Origin of the sequence: Clostridium neonatale, from assembly GCF_900465025.1 — a bacterium.
GTDB lineage: Bacteria > Bacillota > Clostridia > Clostridiales > Clostridiaceae > Clostridium > Clostridium neonatale.
On sequence record NZ_UICR01000002.1, the window covers coordinates 1166084 to 1191376 of the forward strand.

The following is a 25293-nucleotide window of genomic DNA, read 5'->3' on the forward strand; positions in this document are numbered from 1 at the left end:
TATTCTTTGTTATTTATTATCTAACTAAACCTGTTATAGTTTGTAATATTTCATCTCCATTAGATATCATCTTAGAAGATGCTTGGAAAGCTCTTGTAGCAACTATCATATCTGTAAATTGTTCTGTTAAATCTACATTTGATGCTTCAAGTGCACCTTGAATAAAGTCTCCAAAACCACCTGAATTATCAGCTGTTGCTGCGGCGCCTTTTCCTGACCTTATCAATGCGCCACCGGTATTAGATCCATCTTGCAATAAGTTTCCACCTATTCCTTTTAATGCTTCTGGATTCTTGAATGATGCCATAGCTACTTGGCCAATTACTGCTCTTCCACCTGATGCTAATGTTACTGTGATAACTCCATCTTTACCTATATCAAATGTTCTTACTTTATCGGCTGCACCATTTACCATTACACTATCTGGTATTGCTAATGGTACTAATTCTGTTGTTGTTGCCGTAGCTGTATCTGCCTGTGTGTCTAAATTAGTAATAGTTATAATTGCATCTCCTATACTTTGATTCTTTGTTGGATCAGCTGCAGTTGCATGAGTAATAGCAGCGCCAGTCATAGCATATCCCATGACTTTATAACCATCTGCTGTCAACAAATTTCCATTTTCATCTAGAGTTAAGTTTCCATCACGTGTATATGCTGTCTGTGATATATTAGTAGCCGTTCCAAGCGCTCCATTTGTCACTGCTATTTTTCCATCATCCGCTGCACCACATACAATCAAATACCCTTCTCCATCTACACATACATCAAGACTTCTACCTGTTGACATTGCATTACCTTGGCTCATCATCTTGTTAATGCTTGAGAGTTGTGCACCAAGTCCCACTTGCTTCGCATTAGTACCACCTTTATATGTTGATGGATTTGATGCATATCCAGCATTTTGGTATAACATATCTTTAAACTCTGCTCTTGATCCCTTAAATGCTGTTGTACTTACATTGGCTATATTATTACCTATAACATCTAATTTAGTTTGATTAACCTTCATCCCGCTTATTCCAGAATACATTGATCTTAACATAAATTCTTCTCCTCCTAAATTTTATAGTACTGTCGTGTCTGCTTCTGTCGTTCCACAGACTAACCCCCTCTACAATGCACAATTCACAATGAGTGATGAAAAACTTCGTTTTTCTTAAATTATATATTTTTTTAGAAATTCCTTAAGGAATTTCATACTTCATTGATCATTGTTAATTGATCATTGTTTTGTCCTGTTATAAAAGTACTACACTATCAATATTTGTGAATATATTTTCGTTTGTCCTATTTTTATCTACTGCTGTTATAAGTGTTCTATTTTCAACACTAGCAATTAATGCAACATTCTTATATAACATTACAGTATTTTTCGAATTCTTATCTTCTGCTATTTTAAATCCTCTTTCAATTTCCTTCATGTCCTCATTAGTAAAATTAATTTCATTTAATCTTAATGCTGCATGCTTTGAAACTGTAAAACCTTCTTTTTTATTTACCGTATCTTTTAATACATCACTAAAACTTTTAGAATTATTGCTTTGCGGTTTTAAAACATCTATTTTTTCTTGTAAAGTGCTTCCTTGTCCAACTTTTCCTACAGAATACATTTGTCCATTTATTATTCTATAACTCATATATTTGCCTTAGCATTAATAACTCTTATTAATTTGATGCATTTTCTGTAGAATTATTATTAGATGTTCCTTCTGTGGAATTGTTGTTAGACTCTCCTGTTTCAGTACCACTACTTGAGTCAGTTTTGTCTTCATCAAAATCTGAAGCCTTTACATTCATATCTTCATCACTCAAATCTCCAGCTTTATATATATCTAGATATGAGTATGTTACTGTTTCATCAGTTTCATTAAGTTTATCATCAAACTTGTTAATTTTCAGCTTAACATCTCCACCATCAATATAAGCACCTTCGACTTTTCCTTTTATAACAATAGTTTTTCCATCATCATCTTCATCAACAATAACCACTCTTTGCCCCTTTAAAGCTGATGCCGCAATAAATTGAGTATTTAAAGCTGAAATAGCACTTGTATTATCTGATGCATTTTCTATAACGCCTGCTACTTTGCTCGATTCAATATTATTCTGCAGTTCTCCATTTGTATCCAATATAGATAAATACTGTTTTCCTGATTTTGTTTGAACTCCAATTACTGTACCTTCTATTGCATTTCCAGTTGCATCATATTGATTTACTATTACATGCTTGCCCAAAAGATTTCTCACTGAAAAATCAGTCATTGTAGTATTCAAATTATTCATCTGTTCTATTGATGCAAATTGAGCCATCTGCGTAACGTAAGCTGTTGAATCCTGATCTTGTGTTGGATCCATATTAGTCATTTGAGCAACTAATAATTTTAAGAATGCATCTTTTCCCATTCCAGTATCGCCATACTCAACAATCTTGGTTCCTCTATTAGTAGTTGAACCTACATTGGTTGCATTTGCATTAGATGCTGCTCCAAGTTCACTTGTTTTTTGACTTTGAGCATATTTTTTCTGCCTTTCAGCTTCTAACTTTGCTGCGATATTGGCATTATTTTCACTTACTGATGCATTATAACTTGTAGATCCCATAACATTCACCTCCTATGCTAAGAAATTTATATTGCTATCATCTGTTGCCATTTTTTCTTCAACTAATTCTTCTTCTGCAACAGAATCTACCCTATTACTTTCTGAAACATTAGTTTGACCATTTTGTCGTCCTTGCATTTCACCTTCAAAGTCTTTTTGTTTAAAAAAAGTAGTATCATCTTGATATAATTCAATATTCACTTCTGAAATTTTTAAGTTTTGATCGGCTAGTTGTTTCTTAATATCAACTAAGTTTTGTGCTAATAATTCAACTGTTTCTTTAGAAGTAGCTTTCAAGTTAGCTTTCATCACTCCATTTTCTTCTATCAAACTTATGGTCATTTGACCTAAGTTTCCTGGATTAATTTTTACTGTTAATTCTTTCACTGCGTTACTAACCATAAGTTTAACATCTTGAATTAAATCATTAGTAAAGCTTATTGAATTAATTGTTGTGTTATTGGCTGCTTGTACATTATTTACTGATTGTCCTTGAAACTGACTTCTTATTGAAAATAAATTAAATTTATCAAGTGAATCCTCTTTATTAAGTAACTTATTTAAGAATTTATCTTCCTTAGTTGTAGCTACATTTTCCTTTAAATTACTTTCATTTTTACTTAAATCCTCTTTACTATTATTAGAGTTATTTTTATTCAATATTTCTTCTAAGTCTAATACTTTCTTACTATCAGCATTATCAACTTTTTCAGAAACATCAGAAAGTAAATTATTTACTAAATTTTTGACTTCTTTATTTGAATTAATATTTTCGTCTAATGTACTGCTCAATTTAGTCAACAACTTTTCAATTAACTTTAATGAATTACTGTCAAGCGCTTCCTTAGAAGAATCATCACCTAATAATTCAGATAACTTTGACATCAAATCATTTAAATTAGTTGTTCCAGTTTCTTTTGAAGAATTCATCTTTTCAATAATTGAATTTAATATGTCATTGTTTATTGTTCCTTGTAATTCCAACGTATTATCAGAATTTTTAAGTTCATTTAATAAATTCAATATATTGTTTAGTAATTCTATAACTTTTTCTTCTGGCAATTCATCAATTTTTTCTTCTAATTCTTCAATTTGCTTTTCTATATCTTCAACCTTAGTTGATGATTCTGCATTTTTTCTATCATCAGTAATTACAGTATTCTTATTATCCTTAGCTTTTGTATCTAAAACCTCTTTGAAGTTTTCCTTTTTATCTGTCTTAGATGGCTTATTATTCGAAGAACTCAATTTATTTAATTCCGATATCACTTTATTTGAATTATTAGTAACCTTAACTGTATTTTCATATTTTTTAGATAAATCTATAGTAACTCCCATCTTATCTCACCCCCTTTCACAGCTTCTTACAATTCTTTCTCTTTTCTCATATAAGAATACAATGCTATCTCATCGATAGTTATTTGTTCCACCCTATTTTGTTCTTTAACATAACTCTCATATTTCTTTTCTTTTAAAGTTTCAACTATTTTTCTATCAACTTGTTTTTCTTTCAATTCGCTTCTTTTATTTTCAACTTCCATTATTTTTTTATTTAACGCCTTCTCTGTTTCCTTCATCCCGGTTTGAAGCCCTTTAAGATAATACCTTTTAAGCTTTTGGTATGCAACATCCTCATTTGGCTTAATTCCTTTGTATTTATCATAATTCTCATTAAGCTCTTGTAATTTATTTTCTATAATTTTTTTCTGCCTTTGACTTTCATTAAACTCCCTTTTGCATTCTTCTTCTTTTTGCATTCTTATCTCAAGAAGTTTGTCTAATCTAAATTTAAATTTTTCAGCCAAATCACATCAACCTCTCACAAAATACAGAATAAAATTTATTTAAACATAGAAATTAACCTATTTTGAACATCTTCAAACTTCGCCTTTTCTTCAATCCCCTGACATAGGAACCCATTCAGCTTATCATTATATTCAATTGCCATATCAATCTTTGGATTAGTTCCTTTTACATATGCTCCAATATTTATAAGATCTTCTGCCTCTTTATATGTAGCTAGCAAATCTCTTGCTAAAGATGCTGCTTGTTTATGTTCTTTAGGTGCAATTGTACTCATAAGTCTACTTACACTATTTAAAATATCAATGGCCGGATAATGGTTTTTATGTGCTAAATCTCTTGATAAGACTATATGACCATCAAGTATACCTCTAACGGCATCAGCTATGGGCTCATTAAAATCATCCCCATCTACAAGTACTGTATAAAAAGCAGTTATAGATCCATCAATAGATGTTCCTGATCTTTCCATAAGCTTTGGCAGTTTCGCAAAAACTGAAGGTGTATATCCTTTAGTTGCTGGTGGTTCTCCTATTGCTAGCCCAACTTCTCTTTGAGCCATTGCAAATCTTGTTACAGAATCCATCATAAGAATAACCTTTTTACCTTGATCTCTAAAATATTCTGCAATTGCTGTAGCTGTAAGAGCACCTTTTATTCTAATAAGAGCAGGCTTATCTGATGTAGCACAAACAACAACAGACTTTTTCATCCCCTCTGGACCTAAATCTTTTTCTATAAATTCTAAGACTTCTCTTCCTCTTTCACCAATTAATGAAATAACATTAACATCAGCTTTTGCTTCTCTTGCTATCATCCCAAGGGTTGTACTCTTTCCAACTCCGCTACCTGCAAATATTCCTATTCTCTGCCCATCACCACATGTTAAAAAACCATCTATTGCTCTAACACCAGTTGGCATAATATCTTTTATTCTTTTTCGTTTTAATGGATCTGGGGCTTCATTTTCAAGAGGATATTCTTCTCCATCAATAAATAGTGATTCACTGTCTAATGGATTTCCAAGGCCATCTATTATGTGACCTAATAAAGCATCTGAACAGCGAACGCTAAGAGGCTTTCTTTGAGGAACAACTCTGCATCCAGGAGAAATTCCTATTAATTCATCTAATGGCATCAGAATAACAAACTCTTCTTTAAAACCTACCACTTCACAGTTTATAGGATTTTCACTTTCATTATATATAATACATAATTCTCCAATAAACGCCTTGATTCCTTGAACTTCAATGGTAAGACCTATTACTTTTCTGACTATTCCTTCACTGTAAATAGCAGAGGTACCATTAACTCTTTTAGTAAGCTTATTAAAATCCAACTCTAAGTCAAGCATATAAGTATCCTCCTAAAGCAGTATTTTATCCTAGTAATGTTTTTCTAATTTGCTCCATCCCAATATCAATTCCAACTTTAACAATTCCACTTGGCTTCTCAAGTATAGCATTTCCCTTTTCCATACTATCATCAGCCATTACAAAAATATCATTCTTAACTGAATATTGCACTTTCCACTTTGAAATGTTATTTTTCAACTCTTCACAATGAAAAGAATTTGCTTTTATTATTATGCTTTCCTCACCCTTTGAGACTTTAAACGCTTCTTCTATCAAAACATTCATTGAATCTTCTTTTGATAATTTTTGTCTAGTTATATTACCAGCTATTTCTAAAGCTAATTTTATTACATCAGTTTTTTTACTTTCTAAATACTCAGAGTAATTTTCTCTAGCACTTTTTAATAATGTTTCTGCATTATTTATAATTTCTTCAGCTTCCAATTTTGCCTTTTCAATTGTCTCTTCATATGCTTTTTTATAACCATCATCATATCCATTTTGAATTCCTTGATTATAGCCCTTCTCATATGCTTCTTTTTCTGCCTTATCAGCATTTAACTGTGCTTTTAAAACTATTCCCTCTTTTTCTCTTTGTGCATCCTGAATTATCCTATTGCCTATATCTTCATATTTTTTTAGCACTTCTTCTGGGTCAATCTTAGGCTCTTCTTCTACCACTTCAATTTCTTCAGGTTCAATTTCTTCAGGAATATAATTTTTCACAACATATTCTGTAGAGATAATCTTTTTTTCACTGTCCTTTGTAAAACTGCTCTTTATAATATTATACGATGATTGCATCTTCTCCACCTCTTGAAATTATAATTTCTCCAGCATCATCTAACCTTCTAATAACAGATACAATCTTTTGTTGAGATTTTTCAACATCCATAAGTCTTACAGGTCCTAAGAATTCCATATCTTCCTTTAAAGAAGCTGCAGCTCTCTTTGATTGGTTTCTATATACACACATAGCCACTTCTTCAGAGCATCCTTTAAGTGCAAGTGCAAGATCTGAAGCTTCAACTTCTCTAAGAATTCTTTGAATAGATACATCATCAAGAGAAATAATATCTTCAAATACGAACATAGAACTCTTAACTTTATCTGCAAGTTCTGCATCTTCTCTTTCTAATCCTTCTGTAATATTCTTTTCAGTTGTTCTATCAACTTGATTTAATATACCTACCAATGTTTCTACCCCACCAATTGTAGTCATTTCAGTTCTTACAACAGAAGATAATTTTCCTTCAAGAACAGATTCAATTTCTTTAATAACCATAGGTGATGTATTATTCATAGTAGCAATTCTATATGCAACTTCACTTTGAGTTTCTTCTGGTAATTCAGCCATGACCTGAGCTGCTTTATCTGGTTGAAGATAACATAATATCAATGCTATTGTTTGTGGCTGTTCTGAAACTATTACATTGAATAATTGATGTGCATCTGCCTTTCTAGCGATTGAAAACGGTCTGTATTGTGCAGTTGCTTCTGATACTTTATCAAGAATTTCACTAGCTCTTTGGCTTCCTAATGCCTTGGATAATAATTGCTTAGCATAATCCATGCCACCTTCAATTATATAATCTCTTGCCTTATTTATTTGTAAAAATTCATTTAATATCTCTTCTCTTTGTTCTGGTGTAACAGATGTTATATTAGCTATTTCATATGTTATTTTTTGAATGTCAGCTTCAGGTAGCTTTTTCAAAATACCTGAAGATGCATCTGGTCCAAGAGTAATAAATAATATAGCCGCTTTTTGAACTCCTGATAATTTGCTTTCACTCTTCATCGCCATAGCCATTCATCACCTCTCATCTTCTGTCAGCCATGATCTGATTATATCAACAACTTGTTCTGGCTTTTCTGTAGCATATTTCTTAATTTCTTGCTCTAAATGCGTCTTTTGATTCTTTACTTCAAAGTCAATAGGCGTAAATACTTCTGGTTCTTTTGGTATTAAACTATCATCAATCAATGTATCCAATAATTGTTCATCCTCAGCTTTCTTCTTCTTTCTAAGCTTTTTGATTAAGAAGAATAATCCAATAAGAACTATTAATCCTGCAATAGAACCTATAACTATTAATCTATTTCTCTTTTGAGCTTCTATTTGCTTATTCATTTCATCAATTTGTGCCTGCATTTGTTCCTCTTCAGTAGTGTCAAATGCAATTCCAAGCACTGATACTTGATCTCCTCTTGTTGCATCAAAGCCAATGGCATTTTCAACAGCTTTTTGTATCTCTTCTTGAGTTGCTGTATCTAAATTTGCATCAATTAAAACTGATGCTGTTATTCTCTTAACTTCACCTGGCGCAGCTATTACTTTAGTTTCACTTTTTCCCACTTCATAATTAGTTTTTTGGTCCTCTTTTGATGAAGTATTATTGTCATTTCCATTAACAATTTCATTACTCATATTATTATCTACTGGGCTTTCGCTGACCTGTCCAGTAGATGAATTGTTTTGTTCCCTACTACTTTCTTGACTAATTATTACTTTATTAGGATCAACAACTGTTTGAGTCTTTTGAGTAGAATCAAAATCTAAATTAGCATTTATCGTAGCCTTAACCTTATTTTTTCCAGCGACTGGTTCTAATAAATTAACTACTTCTTTTTGAAGCCTCTCTTCGTAATTCTTTTCTAAGGTATGCTGCTTTGTTATTGTTTCATCATCTACAGTATTTTGTCCATCTTCAATATCCTTAGTTAGTAAATTCATGTTACTATCAACTACTGTGATATTTTCTTCTGGAATATTTTTATTGCTTTTTGAAACTAATGCTACTATAGCCTTTACTTGATTTTTATCTAAACTTTCGCCTTGCTTTAATTTCAAAGTAACTGAAGCCTTTCCAGGTTCTTTATCTGTTACGAATACAGAATCTGTTGGTTCTGTAATATGTACCCTTGCTTCTTCTATTTGTTCAAACCCCTTAATAGTTCTTTCTAATTCTCCTTCAATCATTCTCTTCTTATTTAATTGAAATTGTTCATCTGTCATACCAAATGAACTAGAATTATCCATAAGTTCATACCCTATAGTTCCTGAGGTTAAACTTGGAGCTAATTTAAGTTTCAATTCATCAACTTTTTCTTTTGGTACTAGAATGGTGTTAGTATCACTTTGACTTTTATATGAAACACCGTCATCTTCTAAAGTTGACATAACCGTTTGAGCATCTTTTGCATCAAGATTTGAAAATAAAACCTTATATTTATTTGCATTTGAATAAATGATAGCACTTATTATTGCAGCAATTATAGCTATCACCGCAACAATTTCTACAATCTTCACTTTTTTGCTCTGCGATTTAAACTTTTCTAAAAGCTCCTTAACTTTCTCTAAAAGTTTTTTCATTTCAAGCTCCCCTTACATATCCTCTTGCATTTTTATTGCATCTTAATTAATTCTTTATACCCTTCAACCAGCTTGTCTCTAGTTGTAGTTAAAAACTGCAAACTTAAATTTGCTTCTGCTGCTTTCACCATAACTTCATCAATTGTAACATCATCACCTTTTACAAATGCATTTGTTGTGGCATTTGATTCTGTTGCGGCTTCATTAACATTGTCTACACATTTTTTTAACATACTAGAAAATTCATTACTATTACTAGTTGCATCCTTACCATCATTTTCTTCAAACTTATTTTGAAACTGCTGTAATCTTAAATTAAAATTATCTTCTATTCTCATCTATATACCTACTTTCCTATTTCTAATGCTTTTGAAAACATTGACTTTAATGCATTAAAGGTATCTAAATTAGCTTCATACGATCTTGTTGACACCATCATATCAGCCATTTCATTTAATACATTTACATTCGGCATAGTTACATATCCGGTTTCAGGATCTGCATCTGGATGAGTTGGATCATATACCTCTCTAAGGGGAGACTCATCCTTTTGAATCTTTACAGCCTTTACTCCTGCCATATTTCCACTAGCATCTAGTGCCTCTTGAAACACTGCCACTTTTCTAACGTATGCTCCACTTCCATCAGCACTTCTTGTAGTCTGAGCATTTGCCATATTAGAAGTTATAGTATCCATTCTTAATCTCTCTGCTGCGAGTCCCGTAGCACTTATCTGCATTGAACTAAATGCATTCATTTCTTCAACCCCTTTACTTTATAACAGACTTAAGTTCATTAATTTTCCCACTTATTCTAGTAATAAGTGCATTATACTTTAGAGTGTTTGCTGCCTGATTGACTTTTTCTATATCAAGATCAACATTATTTCCATCGTTCCTCATACTTGTCCCTTTTTCTTGTTCTATGGATATGTTACCATCAATACTATTATCTCCAGATATATGTTTAGAATTTGTTTTCTTCAACTCAAAGCTCGAATTATCTTTTTCTAAATTTTCTTCAAATACTACTGCAAATTTTTTATAATCTTTTGTATTAATATTAGCCATATTATTAGCTATTACTTTAGCTCTCATATTCGATGCTTTTAACCCTTCTTTTAGCAAATTATAGTTTTCGTCTGAACCAATAGACATTATTCCCATTTCTTCACTTCCCTTTTCTATTTTAAATATATTAAAAAATAACATAAAATTCTGTTATAATCAATTAAATATTATTAATATTGTATTTTCAATATAAAAATACAATATTATCTATATTAATTATAAAATAAACATAACAATTAATCTATATATTTTTCACAGAAATATATTTATCATTAAGTATGTATCATAATAATTTCTTTTGTTGCCTTTAAAATTTTTTAATTGCTTTTTTCCATTTAAAAACAAGCAAAATAAAACTGCTATTTTTATACTAACTTTAAAATAGCAGCTTGCATCATATTTCAAAAGTAAATACTTTCTTAGCAACTGGCTGACTTAGTATTAAACCGTAGTCCCTATAGCTTTGCGTCACAAAATTTCTCTTGCTTTGCTATTAATATTTTATTATATATATAATACTATTTTTTTACAATCTTTTCAAGTAAAATTTGTATTTATTTATATTTAATGTTAAAAGTTGTTCTTAAATTAATTATAAAACATTATTTTAAGAACAACTTAAATATATAATCTATCTTACATTTGCTAAAATATTCAATGCATCCTGTGGTAATTTATTGCTTTGAGCCATTAACCCTATTCCTGAGTCAATCAATATCTTATTTTTTGTTATTTCCATAACTTCCTTTGCAATATCAGCATCTGCCAGACTACTTTGTGCACTTGTTAATACATCGCTTATTTCACTCATGCTATCACTAGTATCATCTAGTCTTGATTGAATAGCTCCATATCTGCTTCTTATATCTGTAAGACATACCACTGCATCATCAACTTTTTCAAGTGACGCCTGTGCTCCAGCTATTGATGTAACATCTATATCATCTATTTTTAAAGCAGCTGTTGATACATTAAAACGAGGAATATCAATAATTTCTCCAGATAATGTTCCAATTGTTGTTTTCATAAATCTAGTAGTGTTGGCATTATCAGTTACTAAATTATCTGATAATTTAACACCATTAAATTCTGTATTATTAGCTAACTCATTTAATGATGACTTTATCCCTTCAATTTCTTTTTGAATTACTGCTCTATCCTCATCATTAATAGTTTCCGTAGCAGCTTGAACTGTTAATTGCTTTAATCTTGATACATTATTATTCATTTCTTGAAGTGCACCATCAAAAGTTTGAAGCATAGAACTTGTATCTTGTATATTAGAGCTTGCTGCATTTCTTCCAATAACAGTCATTCTTAAAGTTTCTGCCTGAGCTATTTTATTTGGATTATCCTTCGCACTATTTATTTTATATCCTGTACTCACGTTATTCATTGCTTTAGAATAATTATCAACGTTCCTTGAATATGTCTTAAATATTCCAAGTGAATACATATTATGATTTAATCTCATATAATAAACCTCCAAAGTACTTTTTCATTTATATTTCGTTTTAATTACTTTATTTATCGGAGATTTAATTATAATCTTTAATTTATTTTCTTAAAGGATATAGTTCTGATTAATTGTAAAATGAAATTGAGCTAACAAAAAATCCATAATGGATTATCTATGCTATAATTTAATCTCTAAAGAAAGTGCAACACAAAAAACAATCACTATGAATCATAACGCGGAATAAATAAAAAATAAACACTTGGATTTCAAAGAAAGTATGACTATTGAACTTCGTCTTAATTATGTTTTTCAACTTACAAAATAGCTAAAAAGCTAAATCACACAATAAATACTATTTTTAATTAGATACATCGTGGCACAACTACACAGATTAGGCAATTAAACTACGTTAAAATGTATCTTGCAGATACTTGCGAAGATATTTATAAAAATAATCGCCAGTATTCTTGTCTCACATTTAAACACCTAGAATACAGTTATTTCATTAATTATGATGTTATAAAAGAAAAAATCATTCATGCTCACCAGATGTGAATAGGTAATGCTATCACCAACGGCAAGTTTCAACGCTTTCAAATAGTCTGTACTAAAACTTTACATGAATATATCAATCTTGACTTGCTATCTGTTCTTAATTCAGATTTACCAATAACCTGTGTAGAAAGGCTAAACCTGCAAAAGTAAATAATCATAAGAAAAAGTTATACTAAGCATCCAACTGATATCGATAATCGTGAAGAATTTGGTTATTGGTAAAAATTCAACAATGACTGTGTTCTTCTGACTATTCTCGAGCGCAAAACAAAGAGTGTCATCATTCATAAAATTACATATAAAACTACTGAACATTTATTAACACGCTCAATAGTATCCGTAACATATATATTAATAAGTTTAACAAAATTTTCAAAACTATAATAAGTGATAATACCTCTCAATTTGTTGATTTATCCACATTAAAACCAGAAACAGATACCTTGTTATTGCAATTTATCTATATAATCCATTGAAAAATTTTATCAATATCATCTATTAGTGTTTCTTTTTAATGTACAAATCAAGTTATATAATATATTTTTCTAAATATTTTTTAAACTCGATATTATCTGCTCCTTCTATAATAGCACCTTTACTCACATTAAAAAATCTGATTTTTCTATTTTTTCTTATGACAGTTTCTATTTTATTTTTAAAAGTTATATATATTTGCGTAGTTTCAATATTTTCCCCATTAATACCCTTGATTTTTTTTCTCTTTAAATTATTATAAAAATCGTCTTTTAATCCATAATTTTTTTCAAACGCTAGAGTATGTGATCTATCCCCTATAAAAGCCAAATCCTGTCCCATAAGTATAATTTCAAGTGCGCTCATTTCTATTGCTATTCCAATAGCTGCAACTGCAACTGTTCCTCCGGTTTCTATGTAGAATTCATCATTTTCACGATTAAATATATATTTAGGTCCTCTATAAAATTCTACCGCCCATCTAGATGCTGAAGCAGAAAAACAAAGTGGGACATTATTACAATCTAGTTTTTTTAATTGATTAATTACCATCTCATTAGGATCTATTATAACTACAATATCCGGTATAATATTATTTTCTATTAGAGTTCTAAAGGCACTTCCTACACATATTATATTAAACTTTTTCCTATACTTAGTTAACAATGATAATTCATTTTCCAATGAAGGTCCTGATGCTACAATTATAAATGGTTTATTAGATCTATTGTAATTTTTGATTAAACTTTTTAATAGTCCATATTTAAGCTTTTTATTAAATTCATAGTTTTTTTCATATTGTCCAATAATCTCTATATTTATTTTTTCATACTGTTTTGCAATATTGAAATCATTAATTAAATTATACATGAATGAACTAGTGTATTTTATAGTTTCCAATGATGATTTATGAATAATTATATTTTTAACTTTACTTAACACTTTAGCAAATTCATCAAAAAAATTTAAATTATTTTTATCAATTATTTTAACTCTTCTATCCATAAATACATCTTTATTCACTCTTCTGCAACATTTTACCAATTCTTGATTGTATTCAAAAACATATATAACTGAATTTTCACTTATTAAATCAACTAATGCTTTTATGTGATATCCTAGCCCTAAACCATACACTACAATAATATCATTTTCATTTTCTTTAATATTAGATTTTGCAAACATATTAGCTTCACTAATTGGATCATATTTACTATGTATATATTTATTATTATACTTCAAAGTTTCAGGTCCACTTCTACTTTTTTCTAAACAGAACATCTTACTCCTTCCTAGAATAATTAATATTCATTTTACACGCATTTTCTAATGCTATCATGTAATTTTTCCAATATCGGAATAATTTCATAATTAAATAAATCACTGACCAAAATAAAATCTTCATTTTCTAACGCTTCACATATTTCTCCTATAAAACCATTAATTTCATTTAAATTTAAATTATTTAAATTATAGTCTTTTGTACAGTTTAGTGCCTCATTTATCCATTCCAAACCGTCTGAAACTTTCACTATTAAATTAACAGCTTCGTATTCTTTTCCTGATTGAATAAGCTCTGAAACAGACTTTATTCCTTCTTTTAAATTATATAAATAATCATTAACTGATTTTAAAATTTCATTTTCACTCATACTATTTTAATACTCCTTAATAAATATATTTCGAAATTTTTAATATTTTCTTTAGTAAATTAATTAATAATTTATGTTTAGATGGTACTTTTAAATTCTCTGCTTATTTTAGATACTCCCAAATATATTGTAAATATAGGATAGTATTCAATACCCAATTATTGTTAATATTTATTTAGAAAATAAATATTAATAATAAAATGTTCAGTTTCTTTTCATTTTGCATATATTCTAGCTACTCCATATTTTGTTTTACTAGCTCGAAGATTTCCTTAAAATAGATTATTATTATTTAAGTCATTTTCAACTTTTCTAACCTTAATAATAATTTCAATCATTTCATTAGACCTTTTTCAAATTATATCGTGAAAAAAGCCTAAATGATGCATAAACCTGAAATCACTTCAATTAAATAAAATATTTAAGATATAGATTTCATACAATATTTGCTATCGTTTCATAATAAAGTAATTTGGTTTATTCTTAATAATTCCCCCCTAGAACTATCCTGAACCGTTTTATATTGTCTCCTTTTTAATAAATTGCTTAAAATATGATCGTTCAAATTCATACCATTGAGTTATTTAAGCTAACCTAACCAATACATTACTTTTACCTAATTTATCAGACAGAAATAAAAAAATCTCCTATTTTTAATTGATTATAAATTTAATGCATATAAATTAACTCCAACGTACAATGCCTTCCCTATATAAAAAGTCCATGAACTAGTATTCCAACAGACCACTCCATAATGTAGTTTTAAATGCTTCATTAACAAGCTTTTTTAACAGATTCTTTATTAAATTAAACTCTGGTTTAATGGCATGTATAAAACTGAATTGTGTAGATGTTAATTTTATTATAACATCAGAAGTACTATTAATATCCTCATATTCTCTGAATTTATATATTTAACATATTCAATTATCTTGACTATCGCATGATGAAGCCTCTATATTTTAAGGTGTTAGTTCTTCATAACTACTATCAGATAAATTTTTAACTTCATCCAAACAAAAACTTAACCATTAAGAGTAATTTTCTTACTTTATAAATAAACTTTTTTATTTCAATATAAAATTGCATAATTCAATTTGTCAATCCAACTATTCAAAATACCACTCTTCTTTTCTTGTTCTTTTACCTTAAATCCATAATTCTAAAAGTTCTTTATATTTTAGAAATTAAATTTCCTCCATATAGTTCACTTCTATACAAAATCATACCATAAAATCCATCAATATCACTGTTTTACAGGCTTTCTATACTGCAAAAATTAATAACAAAGTTCATCATAAATATAATTTAGACTAATTGTAAAATGAAATTGAACTAATAAAAAATTCCCAGTGATTATCTGCGTTATGATTTAATCGCCAAACGAAATCACAAGGGGGGATACTCACTATGAATCATCAAAATCATAACACAGAATTACGTAAAAATAAACATTTGAATTTCAAAGAGCGCATGACTATGAACTACGTCTTAAAGATAGATTTTCAGCATATAATATAGCCAAAAGCTTGACTGTCCAATTAGTACTCTTTTAAATGAGATACGTCATAGCACAACTACACAGATAAAGCAATGAAACTACGTTAAAATGTATCTTGCATATACTGGCGAAGCTATTTATAAAAATAATCACCAGAATTCCTGCCGTAAATTTAAACGTCTAGAATGCAGTGACTTCATTAACTATACGTTTATAATATCAAAAATCAGTCATGGTCGCGAGATGCATATGTATGTAACGCCTTGCCAAAAACAAGTTTCAACGCTCTCAAATAGTTTGCACTAAAACTTTATATAATTATATTAATTTTGGTCTACTATATGTTATTAATGCAGATTTACCAATGAACATACGCAGAAATCCCAATCCAACCAAAGTAAAAAATAAGAAAAAGCTTGGTAAAAGTATTTCTGAACATCCAAGTAATATCTATAATAGTGAATAATTTTGACATTGGGAGATAGACACTGTTGTTAGTAAAAATCCAATAATGACTGTGTCCTTATAACTATTCTTGAGCGTAAAACTAAGAATACCATCATTCATAAAATTGCATCTAATACTGCTGAAACAGTTACGGAATCACTTAAAACATACGTAAGATATATAGCGATAAGTTTAGTGAAGCTTTTAAAACCATAACATGTGATAAAGGCTCTGAATTTGCTGACTTATACAAATTAGAAGCTGGAACAAATGACAAATTGTCAAGCTAAGTGCAGTAGTTAGCTTGTTCTTCGTTAAATACTTCTAATAGAGCTTGAATCCAAGACATTTCCGTGGCATATTATTTAAAATTTTTTCAACAGTATCAACATCTTCTTGTGTCATAGTAGAAAAATAAAACCTCTTAGAAAAAAATTCTCTAATTAGTCCGTTTATATTTTCGTTGGTTCCTCTTTGCCATGAACTATATAGACATGTAAAATACACATCAACTTTCAAAGTACTTTCTAAATCTAAATAAACTGCAAATTCTTTACCAAGGTCTACAGTTAGTGTTTTTAGAGTAGTATTATTGAGCTTTAATGTAATATTCATTAAAAGTAGTAGCTTTTCTGTTAGTCATTAATTTAATTTTATTTAATAGTGTTTTCCTTTCAACGAATTTTGAAAAGCATACTTTTGATTTACCTCTACTGGAAACTGCAGTTTCAAGTTTCCAATAACAAATTTCTTTTCCTGCGCAGTAGTTCAACAGAACATTTTTCTAATAATCTTTTGTAAATCCAGCTATATATACTACTGTATGAAATTATTCTTATTAACAAGATCAAGCTTCATTCGCTCTGCAATTTGTTCTGGAAACCAATGTGAATTTAATTTTTCTTGAACTATATGTGCACTATATTTTCCATTAAAATTGTTTCCTTTAATTTCTCTTGATATAGTTCCTTTATTTCTTCAAGCTCTTTATAAACTCCATCCTAAATTTAAATATTCTAATATACAACAATTTTCATTTATATTAATATGCTTGTAGCTTATATATTCACGTCCTTTAAAGTGGCTTTCTCACAATTATTACTTTAACATGAACGTACCTATATTGGCTATTTCTTTGCAGTCAATCAGTGTTGCACTTGATATTGTAATTTATCAAATAATATTTTTTATCTACATTTAAACTGTTCACCAAATAATCCCTACATTATTCATATCAATTTCTTATTAGAAATGTCATTAACTCTTTCAATGTATTTAGCTCATTTAAGCCTAATTTTTTCTGTAAACTTTTTAGTAATTCTTACAATTCCACATAAGAATTTTTATTGAATTTTTCTTTTATTTTAAAGATAAATATATATTTCAAATCATACATTCCCAGATTAAATTTTAATTTGAAAAGTGGTGAATAAGCTTAAATAAATCACCAAAATTTGCGCAATACCAAAACTATGTAAATCTGTTCAGTGTCTTCCGCTGTATTTGTTAACATACTGAAAATATATATTATGAAACTTTAACTATACATTCTTTATAATAAATTTTAAGTATCTATACTTGGAAATCATTGAAATTTTCAAATTATTAGCTTATCATTTTCAGATTCGAGAGAAACTTCTACTAATTGACTAAATCACATTTATTAGTTGAATTCATTTAACTTATTTTTCTCTTACAGTAAGCATATTGAAAGTGGTTCAACTCATTTTATTTACACATTTTTAAGCTATACCAGATTCTATATACTACTTTAACAATAAAATCATTTCATTATTGCTTTATAAAATGAATATATTCATTCCATTGTATTATTATTTTCTTATGCCATGTATTAAGAATTTAGAAATTTTATTAGAACATATACCTACTTAATATTATAATCATGTGACCTTCTGATTCATTATAAATTCTGCATATTCAAAATCATATAAATCATCTATATCTATTGATTTTCTTTTATCCATAATATAAGCATAACTTTTTTCTTTATAAAAATTTTTATGTTTTAAAAAATAATCTGTTTTTAAAACATATATCGCCCCATTTAATCTATAATATTTTTTTAATTTTTGCCTTCCTGAATTACCTACATTACTCAAAAAACCATCTAAATCCAATGTCGATTCATTTAATTGTTTAGTCCATAGTGGTGAATGCTCACATTCACACATACTGACAACGCTATTTGCATTTTTTTTATTCAATAAATCAAAAGCTTTCTTTATATCAATTTCATCTCTTAATGGTGAAGTTGGCTGTAATATCATAAATTTTTCGTATTCTTTTCCATTTTCTTTTAACTTTATTAAAACATCTTCTACTACTTCTATTGTTGTACTTTCATCTGTAGCCAATCGTTTATCCCTTAAAAAGGGTATAGTAGCCCCATATTTTTTGGCTATTTGAGAATATTTTTCTGAATCAGTTGAAATCATGATATCCTCAAAAACATTACTTTTTATTGCTGCCTCAATAGTATAGGCTATCATTGGCTTTCCATTTAATATTTTTATATTTTTATCCTTAAGGCCTTTTGATCCACTTCTTGCTGGAATTATTGCTAATACATTATTCTTCATCTAACTCCCCCCATTTTATTCGACGTTCTGTTAAGTTATATGAACATTGCTCTTCTCAACCGAAGTGAATACAATAAGTTTGACTAGAACCAATAATCCCCCTTCGAAAGGAGAAGAACAATGAACAAAGCTAAAATAAAATGTCCTCGCTGTCACTCTGACCAACTATATAGTTTGGTTTAGATAAGCAGGCTAATCAAAAATATCAATGCAAGAACTGTAAGAGACAGTTTGCTCCTGACTATGTCAGTAACCGAGTTGCAAAAAGCTATCCTAAATGTCCAAAGTGTGGCAAAGCAACATAGATACACCACACTTATAAACATTATAATCGTTATAAATGTGGTAATAGAAAGTGCAATCATATAATAGTACAACACCATAATTTAAATATTGATAGTGCATCTAGTCCAAATCTAACGGGCACCCTTTCTATGAAAGGAATGCGATTTCCATTACATGTTATACTCACAGCTTTAACCTTATATTTTTTTAATAATACATCTACAAAAGCTATTTCACAATTTCTATATACAACAGCAAATATAAAAGTTTCTCATGTAACAATATTCAGTTGAGTACATAAATTTGCGCCTTTTTTCAGACAAAAAGCTGATTCATTTAAATCACAATTAAATTTGCAATCTGGCGATTGGCACGCTGACGAAACAGTTGTATTTATAAAAGGTGAACGTTATTATTTGTGGCTGGCTATTGATTCAGAAACTCGTTTTATATTGGCATTTCACTTAACGAAATCACGTAGTGAAGATTCTGCTTTCACATTAATTAATCAATATCTTTGATAAACCTGTAAAAAATCTTATCTCTTGCAGGTTTATTTGTCATGCAATAAATTAATCAAACTTATATAATTTTCAAAGATCGAGAAATTCTACGAACTTATTAATCTATTTTTTCATAACAACCTAACAGAATCTTATTCGATAAATTTTACAATTTTAAAAGCCTCTGCATATTTAACTCCTGCACTTATTCCTCTCAATAATCCTAATGATTTTATAGCTTCAATACTTCTCGGAAATGGATGTTCTCCCAATTCACTCTCATAAATTTTTATTACATTAATTTTTTCTTCCATATAATTGCTTATATCAAAAAAATATGTAGGTTCAAATGAATTCTCAGGTAGAGAAAAATTTGTTTCTGACAATATTTCCATTATTAATATTTTTTTTATATATGAATGTCGAAAAATTTTAGTACACGCAAAGCACCAATCGAATACTGCTTTATGATCTGAATGAACATCATTTCTGCTAGGTAAAATAATCATTTGAGGCCTTATTTCAGCTATTATCTCCGATATTCTCTGTATAATTTCATTACTATCATATTGTTCTAGTTTAGTTGGACATAATTCCAGATCAAAATATTTTTCAAATTTAAAAGATTCATTAACTAATTTTATTTCTTTTTTTCTCTTTTCCACCTTTTCTTTATCATATCCATACTCAACTTTTATGTTAGTAATATTTAGCCAATAAATCTTATTCTCTTCTTCCTTTAATCTTAATAAAGTTCCCCCACATCCCAAGGTTTCATCATCAGGATGTGGTGACACAACAAGAACATTCATATCATATATAAACTCCTTCTCTAATAATATTGCACTCATGTTTCTTTATTCTTATTACTCCATCACCTGTTCTAATTATAAATGAATTATTTATCCCTACTGATATAACTTTTCCAAATTCCAAATTTCTATAATCATATTCTATATTATCTACTAACTCAGCTGCCCATACTTTATACTCTTTACCATTATATGTAAAATGAGCTCCTATATATGGCTTTGTTAATGCCCTTACTAAGTTATATATACTTAATGAACTCATTCTCCAGTCAATCTCGCCATCTTTAGCACTTCTTTTTCTCCAAATGTTTGCTTCACTTTCTTGTTGTTTAATTCTTACTATTTTATTTTCTATAAATTGCTTAGTTAAGTATACTATTTGTTTTTTAGCCACATTAAGTATTTTATTATATAAACTGCTCGCATCATCTAATAAGCTTACTTTTATTTTTTCCTGAGAAATTATATCTCCATTATCTGCATCCTTTTCTAGAAAGAAAAATGTGGATGCTGTCTCTTCTAAACCCAAAGCTAACGTCCATACAATTGGATTCCTTCCTCTGTTATGAGGCAACTTAGTCGGATGAAATCCTACACAACCTATATTAGGTATATCAATAATTTCACTTGATAATAATTGAGACCATCCAAAACAATAAATTAAATCTGGTTTTTTATCTTTTATATACTGTACCAAATCTTCTTCATTTATATTATCGGCATAAATAAACTCTATTGAATTTTCCACACAAATATGTGCTAAATCACAAAAATCAGAATTAAAATCAGATCTTTTTTTAGTTATTACAGCAATTAATTCTATTTCTTCTGATAAATCTGCAATTAAACTTTCTAATAATATTTTTGATGATTGTACACAACCAATAAATAAAATTTTAATCTTAATCACTTCCTAACAAATCATAAAATTTCTTTTTTAAATCAATCTTTTGCTGATTTAAAAATCGTTTAATAATTTCTATAATCATATCTGATGTATTTCCTTTGCCATAAGGATTATCAATATTCTCTATATTTTTGCTAAATATCTCTGATAATACAATATTTATTGCCTTAATTATATCTTCCTTTTTTGCTTCACAATTTATGATTGATTCTAATTGAATTCTACCTTTTTGCCTGTCTCCTATATTTATAGTTGGTTTATTTAATACAGGAGCTTCTAAAATTCCACTTGAAGAATTTCCAATAACAAAACTGCAATACTTCATAGCACTTAAATATCGAACCTGTCCTAATGATGAAAAAGCAATACATCTATTGGAATTCTTCCTAACATACTCATCAATTAAATAATTTATAATTCTTCCACCAGTATCTGAGTTTGCTTTAGTAAATATGACTTGCAAATCTTCGAAACAATCTATTGCACTTAACACCTCTTTAAATTGCTTCTCAGCTTTAAATATATCTAATGTTACCGGATGAAATGTTAATAATGCTACTTTTTTTTCAAAATCTATATTTAGTTCTTCTTTTAAAGCTTCTTTATCTATAAACTTTATTTTTTTTATATTTTCGCATCCTAATGCCCCAACGTTAAATACTCTGTCTGGGCTCTCTCCTAGTTGTATTATCCTTCTTCTATATTCTTCAGTACATGGAAAATGAATATAGCTCATTTTAGTTATCGAATGTCTTATAGCTTCATCTATAAGCCCTTCTGTTGTTTCCCCTCCATGTATATGAGCTATTGGTATATTTGCAATCATTGCTGCCGAAGCAACAGCAAAAATTTCATATCTATCTCCTAAAATAATCACTATATCTGGTTTACTTTTTTCAAAAAGTTCTGCAAAACCTATAATGCCTAATCCAATAGACTTAGAAATTCCAACAGGAGTATCAGAACTCAAGAGAACCTCTATTTTATCTGATATTTCAAATCCATCCTGTAATATCTCTTTGTACGTCAAGCCGAACTCTGGTGATATATGCATCCCTGTTACTACTAATTGTAATCCTAATTGTTTATCATCTTTTATCTTATTTATTATCGGTTTTAATAATCCATATTCTGCTCTCGTTCCTGTGATCACACAAATTTTTATCATAATGTTATCATCTCATCTTCTTTAAAATCTCTTATAGCTTTTTTACCAATAATTTCATCCCACTTCATGGGTGATATCCCTGTTCCAGGCCTCTTACAAGCTAAATTGTCATTGGTAAACATTTCGCCTTTTTTTATTTCTCTATTAGCAACTATACTTTTTCTGACGATATCTAAATTCTTTATTTCAGATTTAGATGGATTTTTGATTCCATTCCCTATTGACTTTTCAATAATTCTTATAGACTTGACCAATTGTTTTAATTCTTCTGGCATCAAACTCGCTTTATGATCTGGACCATTCATGTTTTTATCTAAAGTAAAATGTTTTTCTATTACAGTAGCACCCATAGCTACAGCTGCAATTGAAACTTCTATTCCTAAAGTATGATCTGAGTATCCCACTTCCACATTTAGTTTTTCTTTCATTGTTTTCATCGCACTTAAATTAACATCTTCAAAAGGAGTTGGATATTCTGTGTTACAATGTAATACTACTATTTCTCTTGTTCCATTATTTTTTAATATTTTAATAGCCTGCTCTACCTCATCTAATGTACTCATTCCTGTAGATAATATAACCTTTTTTTTAAGCCCCCCAATTTTTTTTAAATATGGATAATTAGTTATTTCTCCTGAAGGAATTTTAAAAACTGTCATTCCTAAATTTATTAGCAAATCTATACTTTCTAAATCAAATGCGGTTGAGCAAAATAATATATTCTTTTGTTCACAATAATTAATAAGCTCTTTATGTGACTCATAATCTAATTCAAGTTTTTTTAACATCTCAAATTGAGTTTCATCCTTATCAGTAATTTCATTTTGATAATCAGCCTTTTTAGCATTTTTACACACTATTTTTTCAGCTTTAAAAGTTTGAAATTTAACTGCATCAACTTTAGCTTCTGCTGCTATATCTATTAATTTTTTAGCTAAAGCAATATCACCATTATGATTTACTCCTGCCTCTGCAATTATAAAAGTTTTATTCATATTTTATTATCATCTCTCCCTGCAATAATTTCCATAAGCTTTTCTACTATTTCCTATATTTTTTACAACTACACTTCCTGCTCCAATCATTACACTATTTCCTATAGTGATCCCCTGTATAACTATACTTCCTGCTCCAATATGAGTCCTTTCACCAATTCTACATTGTCCACATATTGTACTCCCAGGAGCAATATGCGAAAAATTCCCTATTAGACAATCATGCTCAATAATAGATCCTGTATTGATAATGCAATTTTTTCCAATAATTGAATCGGCATTAATAATAGCTTTCTTTCCTACAAAGGTCCCCTCTTCTATAACAACATTTGAAGCTATAATAGCACTTTGATCCACTACTGTAGCAATTTCAAAGCGCAACTCCTTTGTAATTTTATATAACTTCTCCCTTATTTCAACATTACCAACAGAGCCTACTGTTATAAAAACCTTTATATCCTTCTTATTTGTATATTTATATAAATTTTTATCACAATCTATAATAGGAATTGTATTAATTGTATTTCCAATTTTTTCTTCGCAGTCTATAATCCCTATTATTTCATATAAATTAGAGTTCATTATTGAATCTATAACACTTTTACAGTGACCTCCACCACCTAGAAGAAGAATCTTTTTCATAAAATCTATACTCCAAACTTTTATTCATATATTCCCAATTTTTCTCTCATACGTTCCATTTCCTTAAATTCTCCCATATCTAACCATGCATTTTCTGTTATTGGATATGTACCGACTTTTTTACCTTCTTTTATATATTTATTAATTAAATCTGTAATATGAAAAAACTTATTTTGAGGAATATCATAAATACATTCTGGTTTTAAAACATACAATCCAGCATTAACCAAATAATTAAATTCAGGTTTTTCAATAGTATCTATAACTCTACCAAAATCATTTAATTTTATCACTCCATAAGGAATATTATAATTTTTTAAAGATGTAACCATTGTTATCATATTATCTTGTTCATTATGATACTTTAATAAATCCTTATAATCTGCTTCTACTAATACATCACAATTAGTAACAAAAAATGATTCTTTTATCTTTCCTCTAAGCAATGATAGACTTCCTCCAGTTCCTAAAAACCTTTCTTCTTCTATATATTCTAATGAATAATTTTTCTGAATTTCTCCAAGATATGCTTTTATCATATTCTTTTTATAATTTACAGTTACGTAAAACATCTCACAACCAAATTTTATAAACTTATCAATTATTCTTTCTATTATAGACTCTTCTCCAATTGGTATCAATGGCTTTGGTAATATCTTGGTATATGGATAAAGCCTTGTTCCTTTTCCGCCTGCCATTATTACCACTGGATTACTTATTTTTCTTTCAATGAACTTCTCGTTATACTTTTCATTCCAAAATATTATATCCACTACAATATTTTTTTCATTTACTATTGGAAGTGCTGAAATACATTTTTCATTTATAACTTTTTTTGCTCTATATTTTTGCTTAACACATAGAACTATTGGATCCTTATTCATTATTTCAGAAGCAGGTTTTTCTAAATTTCCATTTTTCAGAATCCATCTGCGTACGTCACCATCTGTAATTGTTCCCAAAAGAATATCTTCCTTTGTTGTAACTAATAATATCTTCTTTCCAGTTTCATCAATTTTCTTTATTACTTGTTTTATAGAAATACTCTTGTCAATAAATAATTCTTTCAAATATACCCCTCACTT

23 protein-coding genes, 2 pseudogenes and 1 riboswitch are annotated in these 25293 nt (G+C 28.9%); of the genes and pseudogenes, 2 read left to right on the top strand and 23 right to left on the bottom strand.

The window, feature by feature from the left end:
• Nucleotides 1-16: 16 nt before the first annotated feature.
• The 15 genes from CNEONATNEC86_RS16945 to CNEONATNEC86_RS17015 form a co-directional block, all read right to left on the bottom strand.
• Nucleotides 17-1045: a flagellar hook-basal body complex protein gene (locus CNEONATNEC86_RS16945; RefSeq protein ID WP_058296336.1), complete on the bottom strand. Its 1029-nt coding sequence runs from the start codon at nt 1043-1045 to the stop codon at nt 17-19.
• 196 nt (nt 1046-1241) lie between these two features.
• On the bottom strand, nt 1242-1640 hold the full coding sequence (locus CNEONATNEC86_RS16950; RefSeq protein ID WP_058296337.1) for a TIGR02530 family flagellar biosynthesis protein: 399 nt from the start codon (nt 1638-1640) through the stop codon (nt 1242-1244).
• A gap of 28 nt (nt 1641-1668) precedes the next feature.
• Nucleotides 1669-2604, bottom strand: coding sequence for a flagellar hook assembly protein FlgD (locus CNEONATNEC86_RS16955; protein ID WP_058296338.1), 936 nt, complete (start codon nt 2602-2604; stop codon nt 1669-1671).
• 12 nt (nt 2605-2616) lie between these two features.
• Nucleotides 2617-3942 carry a flagellar hook-length control protein FliK gene (locus CNEONATNEC86_RS16960; RefSeq protein ID WP_159136436.1) on the bottom strand — a complete coding sequence of 442 codons (1326 nt, stop codon included), beginning with the start codon at nt 3940-3942 and terminating at the stop codon, nt 2617-2619.
• 26 nt (nt 3943-3968) lie between these two features.
• Nucleotides 3969-4409 (bottom strand): flagellar export protein FliJ, encoded by a 441-nt coding sequence (gene fliJ / locus CNEONATNEC86_RS16965; protein WP_159136437.1) that lies wholly within the window; start codon nt 4407-4409, stop codon nt 3969-3971.
• 35 nt (nt 4410-4444) lie between these two features.
• A complete protein-coding gene (fliI, locus tag CNEONATNEC86_RS16970) occupies nt 4445-5761 on the bottom strand; it encodes a flagellar protein export ATPase FliI (protein WP_159136438.1) in 1317 nt (438 codons plus the stop codon).
• A 25-nt stretch (nt 5762-5786) separates the two neighbouring features.
• Complete coding sequence (locus CNEONATNEC86_RS16975) at nt 5787-6566, bottom strand: FliH/SctL family protein (protein ID WP_159136439.1); 780 nt, start codon at nt 6564-6566, stop codon at nt 5787-5789.
• Nucleotides 6550-7563, bottom strand: a complete 1014-nt coding sequence (fliG, locus tag CNEONATNEC86_RS16980; protein ID WP_083498944.1) for a flagellar motor switch protein FliG — start codon at nt 7561-7563, stop codon at nt 6550-6552. The genes CNEONATNEC86_RS16975 and fliG overlap by 17 nt, the downstream gene beginning before the upstream one ends.
• 15 nt (nt 7564-7578) lie before the next feature.
• Nucleotides 7579-9138, bottom strand: coding sequence for a flagellar basal-body MS-ring/collar protein FliF (gene fliF / locus CNEONATNEC86_RS16985; protein WP_159136440.1), 1560 nt, complete (start codon nt 9136-9138; stop codon nt 7579-7581).
• A gap of 32 nt (nt 9139-9170) precedes the next feature.
• Nucleotides 9171-9476 (bottom strand): flagellar hook-basal body complex protein FliE, encoded by a 306-nt coding sequence (gene fliE, locus CNEONATNEC86_RS16990; RefSeq protein WP_058296344.1) that lies wholly within the window; start codon nt 9474-9476, stop codon nt 9171-9173.
• Nucleotides 9477-9484: 8 nt separating this feature from the next.
• Nucleotides 9485-9895, bottom strand: coding sequence for a flagellar basal body rod protein FlgC (flgC, locus tag CNEONATNEC86_RS16995; RefSeq protein ID WP_159136441.1), 411 nt, complete (start codon nt 9893-9895; stop codon nt 9485-9487).
• 13 nt (nt 9896-9908) lie between these two features.
• Nucleotides 9909-10304 (bottom strand): flagellar basal body rod protein FlgB, encoded by a 396-nt coding sequence (gene flgB, locus CNEONATNEC86_RS17000; RefSeq protein ID WP_058296949.1) that lies wholly within the window; start codon nt 10302-10304, stop codon nt 9909-9911.
• A gap of 322 nt (nt 10305-10626) precedes the next feature.
• Nucleotides 10627-10710, bottom strand: a riboswitch (cyclic di-GMP riboswitch).
• Between the two features lie 129 nt (nt 10711-10839).
• Nucleotides 10840-11682, bottom strand: coding sequence for a flagellin (locus CNEONATNEC86_RS17005; RefSeq protein ID WP_159136442.1), 843 nt, complete (start codon nt 11680-11682; stop codon nt 10840-10842).
• Nucleotides 11683-12750: 1068 nt separating this feature from the next.
• Nucleotides 12751-13977 (bottom strand): motility associated factor glycosyltransferase family protein, encoded by a 1227-nt coding sequence (locus CNEONATNEC86_RS17010; RefSeq protein ID WP_159136443.1) that lies wholly within the window; start codon nt 13975-13977, stop codon nt 12751-12753.
• 32 nt (nt 13978-14009) lie between these two features.
• Nucleotides 14010-14348, bottom strand: coding sequence for a DUF8042 domain-containing protein (locus CNEONATNEC86_RS17015; protein ID WP_159136444.1), 339 nt, complete (start codon nt 14346-14348; stop codon nt 14010-14012).
• A gap of 1410 nt (nt 14349-15758) precedes the next feature.
• On the opposite strand from CNEONATNEC86_RS17015, the pseudogene CNEONATNEC86_RS22050 reads away from it, so the two are divergent.
• Nucleotides 15759-16577, top strand: a pseudogene (locus CNEONATNEC86_RS22050) (IS30 family transposase); the annotation flags it as partial.
• Nucleotides 16578-16620: 43 nt separating this feature from the next.
• Here the strand turns inward: CNEONATNEC86_RS22050 and CNEONATNEC86_RS17025 are convergent.
• Together CNEONATNEC86_RS17025 and CNEONATNEC86_RS17030 are read right to left on the bottom strand one after the other, a co-directional pair.
• Nucleotides 16621-16911: an IS30 family transposase gene (locus CNEONATNEC86_RS17025; protein WP_159136445.1), complete on the bottom strand. Its 291-nt coding sequence runs from the start codon at nt 16909-16911 to the stop codon at nt 16621-16623.
• Nucleotides 16912-18197: 1286 nt separating this feature from the next.
• On the bottom strand, nt 18198-18896 hold the full coding sequence (locus CNEONATNEC86_RS17030) for an acylneuraminate cytidylyltransferase family protein (protein ID WP_159136446.1): 699 nt from the start codon (nt 18894-18896) through the stop codon (nt 18198-18200).
• 120 nt (nt 18897-19016) lie between these two features.
• Here CNEONATNEC86_RS17030 and CNEONATNEC86_RS17035 point away from each other — a divergent pair.
• Nucleotides 19017-19693 (top strand): annotated as a pseudogene (locus CNEONATNEC86_RS17035) (DDE-type integrase/transposase/recombinase); the annotation flags it as partial.
• Nucleotides 19694-19836: 143 nt separating this feature from the next.
• Here the strand turns inward: CNEONATNEC86_RS17035 and CNEONATNEC86_RS17040 are convergent.
• The 6 genes from CNEONATNEC86_RS17040 to CNEONATNEC86_RS17065 are packed head-to-tail and all read right to left on the bottom strand — an operon-like array spanning nt 19837 to nt 25278.
• Nucleotides 19837-20535 (bottom strand): PIG-L deacetylase family protein, encoded by a 699-nt coding sequence (locus tag CNEONATNEC86_RS17040; protein WP_243145362.1) that lies wholly within the window; start codon nt 20533-20535, stop codon nt 19837-19839.
• On the bottom strand, nt 20498-21406 hold the full coding sequence (locus tag CNEONATNEC86_RS17045; protein WP_200848539.1) for a formyltransferase family protein: 909 nt from the start codon (nt 21404-21406) through the stop codon (nt 20498-20500). Before CNEONATNEC86_RS17045 ends, CNEONATNEC86_RS17040 begins: the two co-directional genes overlap by 38 nt.
• Complete coding sequence (gene neuC, locus CNEONATNEC86_RS17050; RefSeq protein ID WP_159136448.1) at nt 21399-22571, bottom strand: UDP-N-acetylglucosamine 2-epimerase; 1173 nt, start codon at nt 22569-22571, stop codon at nt 21399-21401. The genes CNEONATNEC86_RS17045 and neuC overlap by 8 nt, the downstream gene beginning before the upstream one ends.
• On the bottom strand, nt 22568-23566 hold the full coding sequence (neuB, locus tag CNEONATNEC86_RS17055; RefSeq protein WP_159136449.1) for an N-acetylneuraminate synthase: 999 nt from the start codon (nt 23564-23566) through the stop codon (nt 22568-22570). Before neuB ends, neuC begins: the two co-directional genes overlap by 4 nt.
• Nucleotides 23567-23575: 9 nt before the next feature.
• Entirely contained in the window at nt 23576-24208 is a 633-nt protein-coding gene (locus CNEONATNEC86_RS17060) for an acetyltransferase (protein ID WP_159136450.1), read from the bottom strand.
• Between the two features lie 20 nt (nt 24209-24228).
• On the bottom strand, nt 24229-25278 hold the full coding sequence (locus tag CNEONATNEC86_RS17065; RefSeq protein ID WP_159136451.1) for a nucleotidyltransferase family protein: 1050 nt from the start codon (nt 25276-25278) through the stop codon (nt 24229-24231).
• Nucleotides 25279-25293 lie beyond the last annotated feature (15 nt).

Coding starts and splice junctions, on each gene's coding strand:
- CNEONATNEC86_RS16945 (WP_058296336.1), bottom strand. CDS start 1,045: ATGTTAAGATCAATGTATTCTGGAATAAGCGGGATGAAGGTTAATCAA.
- CNEONATNEC86_RS16950 (WP_058296337.1), bottom strand. CDS start 1,640: ATGAGTTATAGAATAATAAATGGACAAATGTATTCTGTAGGAAAAGTT.
- CNEONATNEC86_RS16955 (WP_058296338.1), bottom strand. CDS start 2,604: ATGGGATCTACAAGTTATAATGCATCAGTAAGTGAAAATAATGCCAAT.
- CNEONATNEC86_RS16960 (WP_159136436.1), bottom strand. CDS start 3,942: ATGGGAGTTACTATAGATTTATCTAAAAAATATGAAAATACAGTTAAG.
- fliI (WP_159136438.1), bottom strand. CDS start 5,761: ATGCTTGACTTAGAGTTGGATTTTAATAAGCTTACTAAAAGAGTTAAT.
- CNEONATNEC86_RS16975 (WP_159136439.1), bottom strand. CDS start 6,566: ATGCAATCATCGTATAATATTATAAAGAGCAGTTTTACAAAGGACAGT.
- fliG (WP_083498944.1), bottom strand. CDS start 7,563: ATGAAGAGTGAAAGCAAATTATCAGGAGTTCAAAAAGCGGCTATATTA.
- fliF (WP_159136440.1), bottom strand. CDS start 9,138: ATGAAAAAACTTTTAGAGAAAGTTAAGGAGCTTTTAGAAAAGTTTAAA.
- fliE (WP_058296344.1), bottom strand. CDS start 9,476: ATGAGAATAGAAGATAATTTTAATTTAAGATTACAGCAGTTTCAAAAT.
- flgC (WP_159136441.1), bottom strand. CDS start 9,895: ATGAATGCATTTAGTTCAATGCAGATAAGTGCTACGGGACTCGCAGCA.
- flgB (WP_058296949.1), bottom strand. CDS start 10,304: ATGGGAATAATGTCTATTGGTTCAGACGAAAACTATAATTTGCTAAAA.
- CNEONATNEC86_RS17005 (WP_159136442.1), bottom strand. CDS start 11,682: ATGAGATTAAATCATAATATGTATTCACTTGGAATATTTAAGACATAT.
- CNEONATNEC86_RS17010 (WP_159136443.1), bottom strand. CDS start 13,977: ATGTTCTGTTTAGAAAAAAGTAGAAGTGGACCTGAAACTTTGAAGTAT.
- CNEONATNEC86_RS17015 (WP_159136444.1), bottom strand. CDS start 14,348: ATGAGTGAAAATGAAATTTTAAAATCAGTTAATGATTATTTATATAAT.
- CNEONATNEC86_RS17025 (WP_159136445.1), bottom strand. CDS start 16,911: ATGAATATTACATTAAAGCTCAATAATACTACTCTAAAAACACTAACT.
- CNEONATNEC86_RS17030 (WP_159136446.1), bottom strand. CDS start 18,896: ATGAAGAATAATGTATTAGCAATAATTCCAGCAAGAAGTGGATCAAAA.
- CNEONATNEC86_RS17040 (WP_243145362.1), bottom strand. CDS start 20,535: ATGAGTGCAATATTATTAGAGAAGGAGTTTATATATGATATGAATGTT.
- neuC (WP_159136448.1), bottom strand. CDS start 22,571: ATGATAAAAATTTGTGTGATCACAGGAACGAGAGCAGAATATGGATTA.
- neuB (WP_159136449.1), bottom strand. CDS start 23,566: ATGAATAAAACTTTTATAATTGCAGAGGCAGGAGTAAATCATAATGGT.
- CNEONATNEC86_RS17060 (WP_159136450.1), bottom strand. CDS start 24,208: ATGAAAAAGATTCTTCTTCTAGGTGGTGGAGGTCACTGTAAAAGTGTT.